At 62.6% G+C, this 13,730-nt stretch carries 12 protein-coding genes; 5 read left to right on the top strand and 7 right to left on the bottom strand.

What is annotated here, in order from left to right:
* Positions 1–23: 23 nt before the first annotated feature.
* On the top strand, positions 24–1,865 hold the full coding sequence (locus AWT76_RS06775; protein WP_072245668.1) for an ABC-F family ATP-binding cassette domain-containing protein: 1,842 nt from the start codon (positions 24–26) through the stop codon (positions 1,863–1,865).
* Here the strand turns inward: AWT76_RS06775 and AWT76_RS06770 are convergent.
* Positions 1,862–2,911, bottom strand: coding sequence for a DUF6456 domain-containing protein (locus AWT76_RS06770; RefSeq protein WP_141655900.1), 1,050 nt, complete (start codon positions 2,909–2,911; stop codon positions 1,862–1,864). The two genes, AWT76_RS06775 and AWT76_RS06770, sit on opposite strands and share 4 nt — an antisense overlap.
* A gap of 196 nt (positions 2,912–3,107) precedes the next feature.
* On the opposite strand from AWT76_RS06770, the gene AWT76_RS06765 reads away from it, so the two are divergent.
* Positions 3,108–3,416, top strand: a complete 309-nt coding sequence (locus AWT76_RS06765; RefSeq protein WP_072247554.1) for a DUF6477 family protein — start codon at positions 3,108–3,110, stop codon at positions 3,414–3,416.
* A 3-nt stretch (positions 3,417–3,419) separates the two neighbouring features.
* On the opposite strand, the gene AWT76_RS06760 is transcribed toward AWT76_RS06765, so the two are convergent.
* Positions 3,420–4,073 carry a GntR family transcriptional regulator gene (locus AWT76_RS06760; RefSeq protein ID WP_072247553.1) on the bottom strand — a complete coding sequence of 218 codons (654 nt, stop codon included), beginning with the start codon at positions 4,071–4,073 and terminating at the stop codon, positions 3,420–3,422.
* Between the two features lie 100 nt (positions 4,074–4,173).
* Between AWT76_RS06760 and AWT76_RS06755 the strand changes: the two genes are divergently transcribed.
* From AWT76_RS06755 to AWT76_RS06745, 3 genes are all read left to right on the top strand, one after another.
* Positions 4,174–4,821, top strand: coding sequence for a pyrimidine 5'-nucleotidase (locus tag AWT76_RS06755; protein ID WP_072247552.1), 648 nt, complete (start codon positions 4,174–4,176; stop codon positions 4,819–4,821).
* A 100-nt stretch (positions 4,822–4,921) separates the two neighbouring features.
* Positions 4,922–5,131, top strand: coding sequence for a hypothetical protein (locus AWT76_RS06750; protein WP_072245667.1), 210 nt, complete (start codon positions 4,922–4,924; stop codon positions 5,129–5,131).
* A gap of 69 nt (positions 5,132–5,200) precedes the next feature.
* Positions 5,201–6,391: a UbiH/UbiF family hydroxylase gene (locus AWT76_RS06745; protein ID WP_072245666.1), complete on the top strand. Its 1,191-nt coding sequence runs from the start codon at positions 5,201–5,203 to the stop codon at positions 6,389–6,391.
* 54 nt (positions 6,392–6,445) lie between these two features.
* Here the strand turns inward: AWT76_RS06745 and lpdA are convergent, their stop codons facing one another.
* The 5 genes from lpdA to AWT76_RS06720 form a co-directional block, all read right to left on the bottom strand.
* Positions 6,446–7,831, bottom strand: a complete 1,386-nt coding sequence (lpdA, locus tag AWT76_RS06740; protein WP_072245665.1) for a dihydrolipoyl dehydrogenase — start codon at positions 7,829–7,831, stop codon at positions 6,446–6,448.
* Between the two features lie 98 nt (positions 7,832–7,929).
* Positions 7,930–8,325 carry an MAPEG family protein gene (locus AWT76_RS06735; protein WP_072245664.1) on the bottom strand — a complete coding sequence of 132 codons (396 nt, stop codon included), beginning with the start codon at positions 8,323–8,325 and terminating at the stop codon, positions 7,930–7,932.
* Positions 8,322–9,200, bottom strand: coding sequence for a sulfotransferase family 2 domain-containing protein (locus tag AWT76_RS06730; protein ID WP_082700134.1), 879 nt, complete (start codon positions 9,198–9,200; stop codon positions 8,322–8,324). Before AWT76_RS06730 ends, AWT76_RS06735 begins: the two co-directional genes overlap by 4 nt.
* A gap of 55 nt (positions 9,201–9,255) precedes the next feature.
* Entirely contained in the window at positions 9,256–10,758 is a 1,503-nt protein-coding gene (gene odhB, locus AWT76_RS06725) for a 2-oxoglutarate dehydrogenase complex dihydrolipoyllysine-residue succinyltransferase (protein WP_072245662.1), read from the bottom strand.
* Between the two features lie 7 nt (positions 10,759–10,765).
* Positions 10,766–13,723, bottom strand: a complete 2,958-nt coding sequence (locus AWT76_RS06720; protein WP_072247551.1) for a 2-oxoglutarate dehydrogenase E1 component — start codon at positions 13,721–13,723, stop codon at positions 10,766–10,768.
* Positions 13,724–13,730 lie beyond the last annotated feature (7 nt).

Raw genomic sequence — 13,730 nt, 5'->3', positions numbered from 1 at the left:
GGGTTGTCAGGCAAGGCAACGCCATGCTCAGGATCGACAACATCAGCTTCGCCATGCAGGGCAACCCTTTGTTCGAAGGGGCCTCTGCCACTATTCCCACTGGCCACAAAGTGGGCATTGTCGGACGCAACGGGGCGGGGAAAACCACGCTGTTCCGCATTTTGCGCGGCGAATACCCGCTGGAAGGCGGCAAGATCGAATTGCCCGCCCGCGCCAAGATCGGGGGCGTGGCGCAGGAAGTGCCGTCGTCGTCCACCTCGCTTCTGAACACCGTGCTGGAAGCGGATACCGAACGCGCAAGCCTGTTGGCCGAAGCCGAAACCGCGACCGACCCCGAACGCATCGCCGCCGTGCAGACCCGGCTGGCCGATATTGACGCGTGGTCGGCCGAAGGGCGCGCAAGTGCCATCCTGAAGGGGCTGGGCTTTGACGCAGAGGCGCAACAACGCCCCTGTTCCGATTTCTCTGGCGGCTGGCGGATGCGCGTGGCACTTGCGGGCGTGCTGTTCGCGCAGCCAGACCTGCTGCTGCTGGACGAGCCGACCAACTACCTGGACCTTGAAGGTGCTTTGTGGCTGGAAGGCTATCTGATGCGCTACCCGCACACGGTGCTGATTATCAGCCATGACCGCGGGCTTTTGAACCGCGCGGTGGGCCATATCCTGCATCTGGAGGATCGCAAGCTGACGCTTTACACCGGCGGCTATGACGGGTTCGCCAAGCTGCGCGCCGAACGCCGCGCGGCGCTGGCGGCAGAGGCCGACAAGGTTGCCGCCAAACGCGCGCATATGCAGAAATTCGTCGACCGTTTCCGCGCGCAGGCCACCAAGGCCAAGCAAGCGCAATCGCGATTGAAGATGCTGGAAAAGCTGTCGCCCATCACCCCGCCGGCAGAGGCCGCGCGCCATGTGTTCAGCTTTCCCGAGCCGGAAGAACTGTCACCCCCCATTCTGCGGCTGGAAGGGGCGAGCGTGGGCTATGACGGCCCGCCCGTGCTGCGGGGGTTGGACCTGCGCATAGATCAGGACGACCGCATCGCGCTGCTGGGGCGCAATGGCGAAGGCAAATCGACCCTGTCGAAACTGCTGGCCGGGAAGCTTGAGGGCAGCGGAAACCTGACGCGCGCGACCAAGCTGCGCGTGGGCTATTTCGCCCAGCATCAGGTCGATGAGCTGGAACTGGATGAGACCCCGTTGCAGCATTTGCAGCGCGAACGCCCCGCAGAGGCCCCGCCGAAACTGCGCGCGCGACTGGCGGGGTTCGGGCTGATGGCCGAACAGGCCGAAACCATCGTGCGCAAGCTGTCGGGCGGGCAAAAGGCGCGGCTGTCGCTGCTGCTGGCCACGCTGGACGCGCCGCATATGCTGATCTTGGACGAGCCGACCAACCACCTTGACATCGAATCCCGCGAAGCGCTGGTCGAGGCGCTGACCGCCTATACCGGCGCGGTGATCCTTGTCAGCCATGACATGCATTTGCTATCGCTGGTTGCCGACCGCCTGTGGCTGGTCAAGGATGGCAATGTGCGCCCCTACGAGGGCGATCTGGACGGCTATCGTGCGTCGCTTCTGGCGGGGGACGACAAACCCGCCCCGCCGCCCAAACCCAAGCCCAAACGCGCCAGCCGCGACGAAATCGCAACCCTGCGCCAAGAGGTCAGCCGCGCCGAAGCGCGCATTGCCAAGCTGGAAGAGATGCGCGACAAGCTGGCGAAAAAGCTGGCTGACCCGGCGATCTATGAAAATGACCGCGCGGGCGATCTGCGCGTCTGGCAGGCAAAATATGCCGAGGTGATGGACGCCATGGACCGCGCCGAAGCCTTGTGGATGGCCGCGCAGGACAGTTACGACAAGGCTCAGGGTTAACCGATCATCAGCCCGTCTTCGCCCAGCCGGTCATAATGCAGTTTCAGCCGTTGCAGGCCAATGCGAAGCACGATCTTGCCCGAGCGCGCGCACCAGCCCATCGCCTGTTCAGCACTTTCCACCCCTTCCAGATGGCAACAGACGCGCAACACCATGTCCGACAGGCCCGGGCCCAAGTCTTGCAGGGCCCCCAGCACCCGTTTGCGGGCAGCGCATGTGCCCGGTGGTGCAATATTGGGGCCGGGCACCGTGCGGTTCTGAAGCGCGCGGGTCAGGCGTTCCGCTGGCATCGGGGCCAATGTATCAAGCTGCGCCATCACGAAATCTTCGTGCAAACGGTCGGCAGCCTGCACCAGTTCGGGCATCAAGAATAGCTGGCCCGCTTTGTCACGTCGGCGCGCCAGAACCGCGACCGGGGTTTCCGCCGCACCATAGCGCGCCCGGCGGGCGACAGCGGGTTCATCCGCTGTCCCGCGCAAAGCTGCCAAGCCGTCGGCGCTAAGCACATAGCTGCGCACCCGACCTGCGCGGCAACAGGTGATCCAAGCTTTCAGGGCCAGCATTTCAGCCAAGCTTCGGTCGAATACGCGCAACCGTTCGCTATGCCCCTGCCCCAAGTCGCGCAGGATCATGGCCTTTGGCATATCCGGGGCCACGACAAGCTGGGCGCAGGGCCGATCCAGATCGCGCAACACGGAAAGCAGGTCGTCCGTAGACCAGGCAGGGGCGGCGCTGTCTTGCGCAAGGCACGTCGATTGGGCCATCTCGAAACGCTCCGTCTTGGTTTGGGGGGGCGGCGGGGTGCGCAGAACCCGGTCCAGCCGGGTCAGGGCATTATCCACCAAGGGATCATCGCGCCGGTTTTCGAACTGGCGCACTTGGCGCAACACGGTTGAAGCATGGCACCCCGTATTGCGCGCCAATGCGCGCAATGACAGGCCCGCTGCCGTATGCGACAGGTAGAGCCGTGCGCCCCTTGGCACCCAGTCGGGCAAGGCACCGACCGTCAAGGCACAACCGGGGTTCACGCGGTTTTGTGCTGACATGCCGCGCCGTGCTCCTCTTCGTGAAACAGCCTATAGTTGCATTCATTACCGGTCCGTTAACCGTGCTCTGATTGCGCCAAGGATGCCCCGAAATTCCCTAAACACGCTTGAAGGCAGCGCGCGCTGTCCCCCGGTTCAAACGCAACACCCGGAAACCTGTGCGATTATCGCCCTAGATTCATTTCAGGAGATGCAGATGGACCAATCCGCACATGGTTTGCAAACCACGATCCGGCCTCGCCTTTTGGTTGTTGCCGCGCGCCATGGGCTGGCGCAATATGACCGCAGCCGCAGCCTTGGGCGGCTGCTGGGCTTGCCCGTGGGCCACAGCCTGCCCGAGCCGGCCCAAGCACAAGCCGCCCTAACCCGCCGCGAGGCAGAGATGGACCGCGCCCGCCGCGCGCATGACGCAAGCTGGCACCCTGCTGAACATGTTCTGGTCATGACCGCGCTGCTGCACGAAGCCCGCAGCCGGTCCGAGGCGGTGGCGCAAACTGCGCTGTGAGCCTTACAGCGAGAAGCGTTCCGCCGCGATGGAATCCTGCCGCAACCGGGTCTCGAACGCGCGCGAGATATGTTCCTTGAGCGCGATATAGGCCGTGTCGCCGTCGCCGGACGCGATCGCTTCGACAATGGCGGAATGCTCTTCCAAGGTGCGTTCGCCCCGCCCGGCCACGGAAATCGACGTGCTGGCCAGCAGCGCCATGGACCGATGCACAAGGTCCAATTGCTGCACAAGGTAGCGGTTATGCGAGGCAAGATGGATTTGCTTGTGGAAACGCCGATTTGCGCGGCTAAGCGCCTGCGGATCGTTCAACAGCCGGGCATCTTCTTCGATCATGCTGCGCAACAGGCGCACTTCTTCGTCGGTGGCATGGCGCGCCGCAAGCCGCGCCGCAAGCCCTTCAAGTTCGGAGCGAACGACATAGAGTTCGGCCAGTTGGTTATGGTCCAGCGACGCCACGATAAGCGAGCGCCCGTCGCGCGTCAGCAAGGATTGCGTTTCCAGCCGCTGCAAGGCTTCGCGGATGGGTGTTCGCGACACCCCAAACCGGTCCGCCAGTTCCGATTCCACCAAGCGGTCGCCCGGTTTGTAAACGCCGACATCGATCGCTTCCAGTATCAGCGAATAGGCGTCTTTCAAGTGTTTGGGTTCGGTCATCACAGGCTCATTAATCATGGGGCTGAAGAAAACAGTGCTTTGCCGCGAAAGACAAGCCGCAATCCTTGCCATGGCGGCAGGTTTGGCTATTGTCCACGCCATGCCTGCCGCGTTTTTCAGCCATGTCCGCACCTGGGTGTTCGATCTGGACAACACCCTTTACCCGCCGCATATGGGCGTGTTCGACCAGATTGACCGGCGCATGACGGCCTATATCATGGATGCGCTGGGGCTGGCACAGGCAGAAGCCAATCGCCTGCGCCACGATTACTGGCAAACCTATGGCACCACGCTGGCCGGGCTGATGCGCGAGCATGACATGGACCCAGAACCCTATATGATCGCGGTGCATGACATAGACTTTTCCGTGTTGTCGCCCGATGCCGAGCTGCGCGCGCGGATTGCAGCACTTCCGGGGCGCAAGATTGTCTATACCAACGGGTCCGCCCCCTACGCGCAGCGCGTGCTGGAAGCGCGCGGGCTGGATGGGCTGTTCGCGGCACTTTACGGCGTGGAACATGCCGGGTATCGCCCCAAGCCCGAAGCCGATGCCTTTGCATCGGTCTTTGCGCTGGATGGGCTGGACCCGACAGCCGCCGCCATGTTCGAAGACGACCCGCGCAATCTGGCTGCGCCACATGCGATGGGCCTGCGCACCGTGCATGTCGCCCCCGAACCGCATGACGCCAGCCATATTCATCACCATGCGCCTGACTTGGCGGGGTTTCTGGCCGCGCTGACCCGCTAGCCAAAACCCATGCACGCTTTTGCCCCGCGACAATCTGCCATGCTGCGCCGCATGACGCGAAAACGTATTTCTGCTGCAAATGTTTTGGAGGAATACAGCAATGACCATGACCGCGGACGCCAACAAAAGCCCTGCCGCATCCAAAGGGATGAACACGACCGCCATGATCTGGGCCGCGATCGCTGTGTTCGTGACCGTTATGGGCGCATCCACCGCGATCTTTGGTCTGGCCGGGCTGGTCGCTGTCATGGTTCCCGCCGCGCTGGCCATGGTGCTTGTCCTGCTGCGGATTGTCACCGAAGGCATGTAATCGGGCAAGCTGCCGCATTGCTCTTTCGCGCGCGCGCCTTATGCTTTGCCCAAAGTTGGGAGAAAGCTGATGCGTGCGTCTTATGACATTGTGGTGTCGGGTGGTGGTATTGCCGGGTTGACCGCCGCGGCGGCCTTTGGATCGCAGGGGTATTCGGTTCTGTGTGTGGACCCGACCCCACCCGTGATGGCCGAAGCCGACCCGGCATCTGACCTGCGCACAACGGCCTTTCTGCACCCTTCGGTCAATGTTCTTGAACTTGCCGGGCTGTGGGAGCGCTACAAGGCGCATGCCATGCCTTTGCAGGTCATGCGCATTGTCGATGCCGGGGGCGATACGCCCGAACCTCGGGTCAGCCATGATTTCAACGCAGCCGATATTTCCGACCAACCCTTTGGCTGGAACCTGCCCAATTGGCTGTTGCGCCGCGAATGCGTGGCGCGGCTGGGTGAACTGCCCAATGTCACCTTCCGCCCCGGCATTGGCACTCGGCGCCTGACCACACGCGAAAGCGCCGCCATCGTGGGGTTAAGCGATGGATCATCGGTGGAAGCGCGGCTGCTGGTCGCCGCCGATGGGCGCAATTCCCCCATGCGGCAGGCATTGGGTATTGGCGTGCGCACCACGCGCTTTGGGCAAAAGGCGCTGGCCTTTGCCGTTACGCACCCGGTGCCGCATGACAATGTCTCGACCGAGATTCATCGCTCTGGCGGCCCGTTCACGCTGGTGCCGCTGCCGGACCGCGATGGCGGACCTTGCTCGGCGATTGTCTGGATGGAAACCGGGCCAGAGGCCGCGCGACTGGCTGCCCTGCCCGTCCCCGAATTCGAACGCGAGATGAACCGCCGCTCTTGCGGCTTGTTCGGGCGGCTGACGCTGGTTTCACGCCGCACCATCTGGCCGATCATCAGCCAGATTGCAGAGCGCTTCCACGGCCAGCGCACGGCCCTTATGGCGGAAGCCGCGCATGTTGTCCCGCCCATCGGCGCGCAGGGGCTGAACATGTCGCTGGCAGACCTGACCGCGCTGACGCGGCTGATGACACCGGATAATCTGGGCGAGGCGGCACCACTCGCCGCCTATTCCCGCCAGCGCTACCCCGATGTGGCGCTGCGCGTTGCCGGTGTGGGCATGCTGAACCGCGCGTCCATGATCGAAGCGCGCCCCTTGCGCGATGCGCGTGCCGCCGCGCTGAACGCGATGTATTCGGCGGCACCCGTGCGCCGCACGCTGATGCAACTGGGCATCGGGGTGCGCTGAGACCGCAAAAAGCCGCGCGATGGGTCCGCGCGGCTTTTGGGCTTTGGTGCCAGATCAGGCGTGGATCGCGCCATCCCCGCAAGCAAGGGCGGCTTCGCGCACGGCTTCGGAATAGGTTGGGTGCGCATGGCAGGTGCGCGCCAGATCCTCGGCAGCCGCGCCGAATTCCATCGCCACGCAAATCTCGTGGATCAGGTCGCCCGCATATGGCCCGATGATATGCGCGCCCAAGATGCGGTCGGTGTCCTTGTCGGCCAGAATTTTCACGAAACCGTCGGCGGCGAAATTCGCCTTCGCGCGGCCATTGCCCATAAAGCTGAACTTGCCCACCTTGTAGGCGCGGCCCTGTTCCTTGAGCGTTTCCTCGGTTTCACCAACAGAGGCAACTTCGGGCCAAGTGTAGATCACACCGGGGATGACACCGTAATTCACATGCCCCGCCTGCCCTGCCAGCACTTCGGCCACGGCCATGCCTTCGTCTTCGGCCTTGTGGGCCAGCATCGGACCTTCGATCGCATCGCCAATGGCATAGATGCCGTCCACGCTGGTCTTGTAATGGTTGTCGGTCGCGATCTGGCCGCGCTTGGTCATCTGCACGCCCAAGGCGTCCAGCCCCAGCCCGTCGGTATAGGGGCGGCGTCCCGTGGCCAGCAGCACCGCATCAGCTTCAAGCGTGTGTTCGCTGTCATCCTTGCGCAGCTTGTAGGTGACGGTTGCCTTGGTCTTGGTGGCCGTGGCCGATTGCACAGCAGCACCCAGCACGAATTTCATCCCTTGCTTGCCCAACAGCTTCTGGAAGGTCTTGGCCACCTCGGCATCATTGCCGGGGATGATGCGGTCCAGATATTCGACCACCGTTACATCTGCCCCCAGACGAGCATAGACCGAGCCCATCTCTAGCCCGATAACGCCCGCGCCGATCACGACCAGCTTTTTCGGGATCTTGCCCAGTTCCAGCGCGCCGGTGGAGGTGACGATGATCTTCTCATCCACTTCTACCCCCGGCAGCGGGCTGCTTTGCGACCCCGATGCGATCACGATCTTCTTCGTTTCATATTCGGTATCGCCCACCTGAACGCGGCCCGGCGCGGGAATGCTGGCCCAGCCTTTCAGCCAATCGACCTTGTTCTTCTTGAACAGGAATTCGATGCCCTTGGTGTTCTGACCGATCACATCGGATTTGTAGCTTTGCATCTTTTTCCAGTCGACCTTGGGCTTGGCCCCGGTCAGGCCCATCGCATCGAAATTATGCGCGGCCTCATGCAGTTGGTGGGTGGCGTGCAAAAGTGCCTTCGAGGGGATACACCCGACATTCAGGCAGGTGCCGCCCAATGTCTCGCGCCCCTCGACGCAGGCCACTTTCAGGCCAAGCTGGGCTGCGCGAATGGCGCAGACATAGCCGCCGGGGCCAGAGCCGATGACGATCAGATCGTAGGACATGGGTCGTTTCCTTTCTGTTGCCGGGGCAAGGGGGCGCTTCGCCCCCCTCGGGCCTGACGGCCCTCACCCCCCGAGGATATTTGAGCAAGGATGAAACATTAAAGAAGCGCAAGAACAAGGAGCAGGATAGAGCAAAGATATCCGATTCCGAAGAAGACCGAGCGCAATGGGGACCAGCCCAGCAGATAGGCCGGAACAAAGAGCGTGCGCGCCAGCAGATAGGCGACCGCCAGCGACGCGGTGACGGCGCTTTCCTTGTCGGCCAGCGTGAGCACGGCAATGGCAACGGCGAAAAGCAAAAGCGCTTCATGGTGGTTTTGGTAGGCCCGCTTAAGCCGCGCGGTGCCCGGCGACAGCGGCTGCGGCGGATCGGTGTCGCGCGGCGACAAGAAGTAGCGCGAACCGATTTCAAGATTGGCGCGCAGCGCAAGATGCGCAAGCTGCGCGGCCCAGAGCAAACCGGCAAGCGCGAGGCAGGTCAATTCAACGCTCATGCAATGTCCTCTATCTGGTCGGGGTCATAGCCGAAGGCGGCGAAATCGGCGCTGAATATCTCGGCAATCCGGGCGCGCGCCTGCACGGTCAAAAAAGGTGCCGGGTCGATCTTGGGCTGGCGGTTGCGCGGCGGCAGCGCACCCTCTGGCAGTGTGCGCCCCAGCCGGTCGCAGACCGCGCGGTAGAATGCGCCCATATCCTCGAGCCGGCCAATGATGTCAGGGCGCAAGATCTCGGGGCGGATATTGGTGCATTGCGGGCGGAAATGGGCATCGGCCATCCAACCGCCAAGCGCCTCTTCCGCGGCGACCCAGTCCAGAAAGCGCAAGAACCCGACCGGCGTGCCGGTCTCGCGCGACCAGTCAAAGCCCGCAAGCGCCGTCATGCGCAGGCGGTGGTGCACGAACGCTTCGGCCCCCGCCTGCTCTGCGCGGCAGATGTAGCGGTAGCCAGACAGGGCGCGCGTGGCCGGGTGGCGCACCGTGGTCAGACGCAGGCATTGGCCAAGACTGGCCTGCACATCTGTCACATCCGGGTGTTCGGGCAGGCGCGCGAACAGCCTTGCATCGGTCAGGCGGTGGGTGATCGTGTCGCCCTCGAATGGGTTAGCGACCGCCGCTGTCAGGGCTTGGCCAAATTCCAGCGCGAACAGGAAGGCAAGCGCCGAACTGGACCCGGCCTTGCTGTTGGGTTTGAACGCCCATGACAGGCTGCGCGGCACGAACATGGACAGGTAGAACTGATGCAGGCGGTTGCGATTTGCGAACGTCTCTGGCTGCGCCTGAAACGCTGCCTCTGTCGCCGCCCGCTGCGCTGCATGATCGCGCAGCGGGGCCGCGAACACGTTTTGCATGGTCCTAGAGGCGGTGGTCATGAGCAGCCTTTGCTGACCCGAGCGCGCGCCGAAAGCCGACGCGCGCCAGCTTTGTTTAAAGGTCCATCAACAGGCGGCGCGGGTCTTCCAGTGCTTCTTTCACCCGCACAAGGAACGTGACCGCGCCCTTCCCATCGACAATGCGGTGATCGTAGCTCAGCGCCAGATACATCATCGGGCGCGCCACGATCTGGCCTTTCACCACCATCGGGCGTTCCTGAATCTTGTGCATGCCCAGAATACCCGACTGCGGCGGGTTCAGGATGGGCGAGGACATGAGCGAGCCATAAACCCCACCGTTCGAGATGGTGAAACTTCCACCCTGCATATCTGCCATGGACAGCTTCCCGTCGCGCGCGCGACGGCCCATTTCCGCAATGGTCTTTTCGATCTCGGCAAAGCTCATCTTATGGGCGTCGCGCAGCACCGGCACCACAAGCCCCGAAGGCGTGCCGACCGCCACGCCCATATGGACGTAGTTCTTGTAGACCACGTCAGTGCCGTCAATCTCGGCATTCACCTCTGGCACTTCGAACAGCGCATGGCAGCAGGCTTTCACGAAGAAAGACATGAAGCCCATTTTCACGCCATGCTTCTTCTCGAAGGCATCCTTGTATTCGTTGCGCAACTCCATGATGCCGCCCATATCCGCCTCGTTATAGGTGGTCAGCATGGCGGCGGTGTTCTGCGCTTCTTTCAGGCGGCGCGCGATGGTCTGGCGCAGCTTGGTCATGCGCACACGCTCTTCGCGGGCGGCATCATCGGCGGGCACCGGGGCGCGCGGCGTTTGGGCAGGTTGGCTGGGCGCGGGTGCCGCCTGCGGCGCCGGGGCCGCCCCTGCCTTCTGCACGTCTTCCTTCATGATGCGGCCATCACGGCCAGAACCCGCAACCTGATCGCGCGACAGCCCCTTCTCGGCCATCAGCTTCTTGGCAGAGGGTGCATCTTCCACGTCGCGGCCAGTTGCAGCAGCGGGCGCGGAGGCGGTCTCTGCCGCAGGTGCCGCGGCACCGGCTTCGCCAGAGATAACGGCAAGCTTGCCACCCGCCTGCACGGTCGCGCCTTCGGCGGCAAGGATCTCTCCCAAGATGCCGGAGGCAGGGCTGGGCACTTCGACCGAAACCTTGTCGGTTTCCAGCTCGCACAGCATTTCGTCGACCGCGACCGTATCGCCCGGTTTCTTGAACCAGCTTGCGACCGTGGCTTCGGACACGCTTTCCCCAAGCGCGGGGACCATGACATCTACGGTGTCGGCCTTCGGCGCATCCGCCTTGGGTGTGTCGGCTTGCGCGTCTGCCTTGGGGGCCGGGGCTGCGCCTTCGCCTTCGCCGATCATGGCCAGCAGCGCGTCAACACCCACGGTTTCGCCCTCGGCGGCGACAATCTCTCCCATGGTGCCGGCGACGGGGCTGGGCACCTCGACGGTCACCTTATCGGTTTCCAGCTCGCACAGCATCTCATCGGCGGCAACCGCGTCGCCGGGTTTCTTGAACCATGTGGCGACGGTCGCCTCGGTTACGCTTTCGCCCAAAGTGGGCACTCGAACTTCGGTGGACATAGGTTTGTTATCCCTCGATTGTCAGCGCGTCATTCACGAGCGCTTGCTGTTGTGCTTTATGTTGGCTGGCCAGACCCGTCGCCGGGGAGGCAGACGCCGCGCGGCCCGCATAGATCGGGCGTGTGGTCTTGCCATTCAGGCGGCCCAGAACCCATTCAAGGTTCGGTTCGATAAAGGACCACGCGCCCTGGTTCTTGGGTTCTTCCTGGCACCAGACGACCTCTGCATTTGGAAAGCGTTCCAGCTCTTTCAGCAGCGACATGGCCGGGAACGGGTAGAACTGTTCCACCCGCAGCAGGTAGACATCGTCCTGCCCGCGCGCATCACGCTCTTCCAGCAGGTCGAAATAGACCTTGCCAGAGGAGATGACGACCCGGCGGATCTTGTCATCCGTTTTCAGCTTCAGGGCGCTGTTGCCATATTCCGCATCGTCCCACAGCACCCGGTGAAAGCTGGACCCATCGGTGAAGTCGTTTGCCGCTGACACGCACAGCTTGTGGCGCAGCAGGGATTTCGGCGTCATCAGCACCAGAGGCTTGCGGAAGCTGCGGTGCAACTGTCGGCGCAGAATGTGGAAGTAGTTTGCCGGTGTCGAGCAATTCGCGACAATCCAGTTATCCTGAGCGCACATCTGCAAGAAGCGTTCCAGACGCGCGGAGGAATGCTCCGGCCCCTGCCCTTCAAACCCGTGCGGCAGCAGCATGACCAGCCCCGACATGCGCAGCCACTTGCTTTCGCCAGAGCTGATGAACTGGTCGAACATGATCTGGGCACCATTGGCAAAATCGCCGAATTGCGCTTCCCACAGCACCAGCGCGTTCGGTTCGGCCAGCGAATAGCCGTATTCAAACCCAAGCACGGCATATTCCGACAGCATGGAATCGATCACTTCATACCGCGCCTGCCCTTCCTTGATGTGGTTCAAGGGGTAGTAGCGGTCCTCTGTTTCCTGATCGATAAAGGCCGAATGCCGTTGGCTGAACGTGCCGCGCGTGCTGTCCTGACCGGCCAGCCGCACCGGGTAGCCTTCGACCGCAAGGCTGCCGAAGGCCAGCGCCTCTGCCGTGGCCCAGTCAAAGCCCTTGCCGGTTGCGAACATCTCTTTCTTGGCGTCCAACTGGCGCGCGACGGTCTTGTGAATGTTGAACCCGTCGGGAACCGTGGTCAGCGCGGTGCCGATTTCGGCCATCGTTTCGGGCGAGATGGCGGTCTGGCCGCGCTGATATTCCTCGCCCTTGCGGTTCATATGCGACCAACGCCCATCCAGCCAGTCGGCCTTGTTGGGCTTGTAGGTCTTGCCGGTCTCGAACTCGTCATTCAGGAACGCCTGGAACGCGGCCTTCATATCCTCGATCTCGCCTTCGGGGATCAGGCCGTCCTGCACCAGCCGTTCGGTATACAGCTGAAGCGTGGATTTGTGCTTCTTGATGCGGGTATACATCGACGGGTTGGTGAACATCGGCTCATCGCCTTCGTTATGGCCAAAGCGGCGATAACAGATGATGTCAATCACCACATCCTTCAGAAATTTCTGACGATATTCCGTGGCGACCTTGGCAGCATGGACCACTGCTTCGGGGTCGTCGGCGTTCACATGGAAGATGGGCGCTTCGACCATCAGCGCGATATCGGTCGGATAGGGCGACGACCGGCTGAAGCTGGGCGCAGTGGTAAACCCGATCTGGTTGTTGACCACGATGTGAATGGTGCCACCCGTGCGGTGGCCGCGCAGGCCTGACAGCCCGAAACCTTCGGCCACAACACCCTGCCCCGCGAAGGCCGCGTCGCCATGCAGCAAGATGCCCAGAACCGAGCGGCGCTCGGTATCGTTGTTCTGGTCTTGCTTGGCGCGGACCTTGCCCAGAACCACCGGGTTCACCGCTTCCAGATGCGACGGGTTGGCGGTCAGCGACAGGTGCACCCTGTTGCCGTCGAATTCGCGGTCAGAGGACGCGCCAAGGTGGTATTTCACATCGCCAGAGCCATCGACATCTTCAGGCTTGAAGCTGCCGCCCTGAAATTCGTTGAAAATGGCGCGGTAAGGCTTGCCCATCACATTCGCCAGAATGTTCAACCGGCCCCGGTGCGGCATGCCGATGGCGATCTCCTTTACCCCCAGCGCGCCGCCGCGCTTGATGATCTGCTCCATCGCGGGGATGGTCGCCTCGCCCCCGTCCAGACCGAAACGCTTGGTGCCCATGTATTTGACATGCAGGAATTTCTCGAAGCCTTCGGCCTCGACCAGCTTGTTCAGGATCGCCCGGCGCCCCTGCTTGGTAAAGGCAATCTCTTTTCCCAGACCTTCGATGCGCTCTTTCAGCCAGCCGACCTGTTCAGGGTCGGAAATATGCATGAATTGCAGCGCGAAAGTGCCACAATAGGTGCGTTTCAGAATGTCGAGGATCTGGTTGAGGCTGGCCACTTCCATTCCCAAGACATTGTCGAGGAAGATGGGCCGGTCCATATCGGCTTCGGTAAAGCCATAGGAGCGCGGGTCAAGCTCGGGATGCGGTTCTTCCTTGCGCAGACCCAGCGGGTCCAGATCGGCCACCAGATGCCCGCGAATGCGGTAGGCGCGGATAATCATCAGCGCGCGCACGCTGTCCAGAACGGCGGCACGAACCTGCGCATCCGACAGGCTGACGCCTTTCTCGGCGGCTTTCTCGACAATCTTCTTGCCTGCGTCCTTCTTTTCAGGCGCGGCAGGCCATTCGCCGGTCAAGGCAGAGGTCAGTTCATCCACAGGCTGCGGCGGCCAATCGCCGCGCGCCCAGCTTGGCCCGCTTGCCGCCGCTTGCGCGTCTTGGGCCGTCTCGGCCAAAGACTGGAAATAGGCTTGCCACACATCATCGACCGAGGATGGGTCGGCCGCGTGGCGGGCCTGCAACGCTTCGACATATTCGGCATTGTGACCGGCCAGAAAGCTCTCGCTGGTCATGCCGTTATTGGGGCTGTGATCGTTCATCATATCA

Origin of the sequence: Roseibaca calidilacus, assembly GCF_001517585.1 — a bacterium.
GTDB lineage: Bacteria > Pseudomonadota > Alphaproteobacteria > Rhodobacterales > Rhodobacteraceae > Roseinatronobacter > Roseinatronobacter calidilacus.
The sequence above is the reverse complement of the archived record's forward strand: the minus strand, read 5'-3'. Positions and strand labels throughout refer to the sequence as shown.

Excerpts from the sequence above, each read along its gene's own strand:
- AWT76_RS06775 (WP_072245668.1), top strand. The coding sequence starts at position 24 with ATGCTCAGGATCGACAACATCAGCTTCGCCATGCAGGGCAACCCTTTG.
- AWT76_RS06750 (WP_072245667.1), top strand. The coding sequence starts at position 4,922 with ATGACCATGACCGCGGACGCCAACAAAAGCCCTGCCGCATCCAAAGGG.
- lpdA (WP_072245665.1), bottom strand. The coding sequence starts at position 7,831 with ATGTCCTACGATCTGATCGTCATCGGCTCTGGCCCCGGCGGCTATGTC.
- AWT76_RS06745 (WP_072245666.1), top strand. The coding sequence starts at position 5,201 with ATGCGTGCGTCTTATGACATTGTGGTGTCGGGTGGTGGTATTGCCGGG.
- AWT76_RS06730 (WP_082700134.1), bottom strand. The coding sequence starts at position 9,200 with ATGACCACCGCCTCTAGGACCATGCAAAACGTGTTCGCGGCCCCGCTG.
- odhB (WP_072245662.1), bottom strand. The coding sequence starts at position 10,758 with ATGTCCACCGAAGTTCGAGTGCCCACTTTGGGCGAAAGCGTAACCGAG.
- AWT76_RS06755 (WP_072247552.1), top strand. The coding sequence starts at position 4,174 with ATGCCTGCCGCGTTTTTCAGCCATGTCCGCACCTGGGTGTTCGATCTG.
- AWT76_RS06735 (WP_072245664.1), bottom strand. The coding sequence starts at position 8,325 with ATGAGCGTTGAATTGACCTGCCTCGCGCTTGCCGGTTTGCTCTGGGCC.
- AWT76_RS06720 (WP_072247551.1), bottom strand. The coding sequence starts at position 13,723 with ATGAACGATCACAGCCCCAATAACGGCATGACCAGCGAGAGCTTTCTG.
- AWT76_RS06765 (WP_072247554.1), top strand. The coding sequence starts at position 3,108 with ATGGACCAATCCGCACATGGTTTGCAAACCACGATCCGGCCTCGCCTT.
- AWT76_RS06760 (WP_072247553.1), bottom strand. The coding sequence starts at position 4,073 with ATGACCGAACCCAAACACTTGAAAGACGCCTATTCGCTGATACTGGAA.
- AWT76_RS06770 (WP_141655900.1), bottom strand. The coding sequence starts at position 2,911 with ATGTCAGCACAAAACCGCGTGAACCCCGGTTGTGCCTTGACGGTCGGT.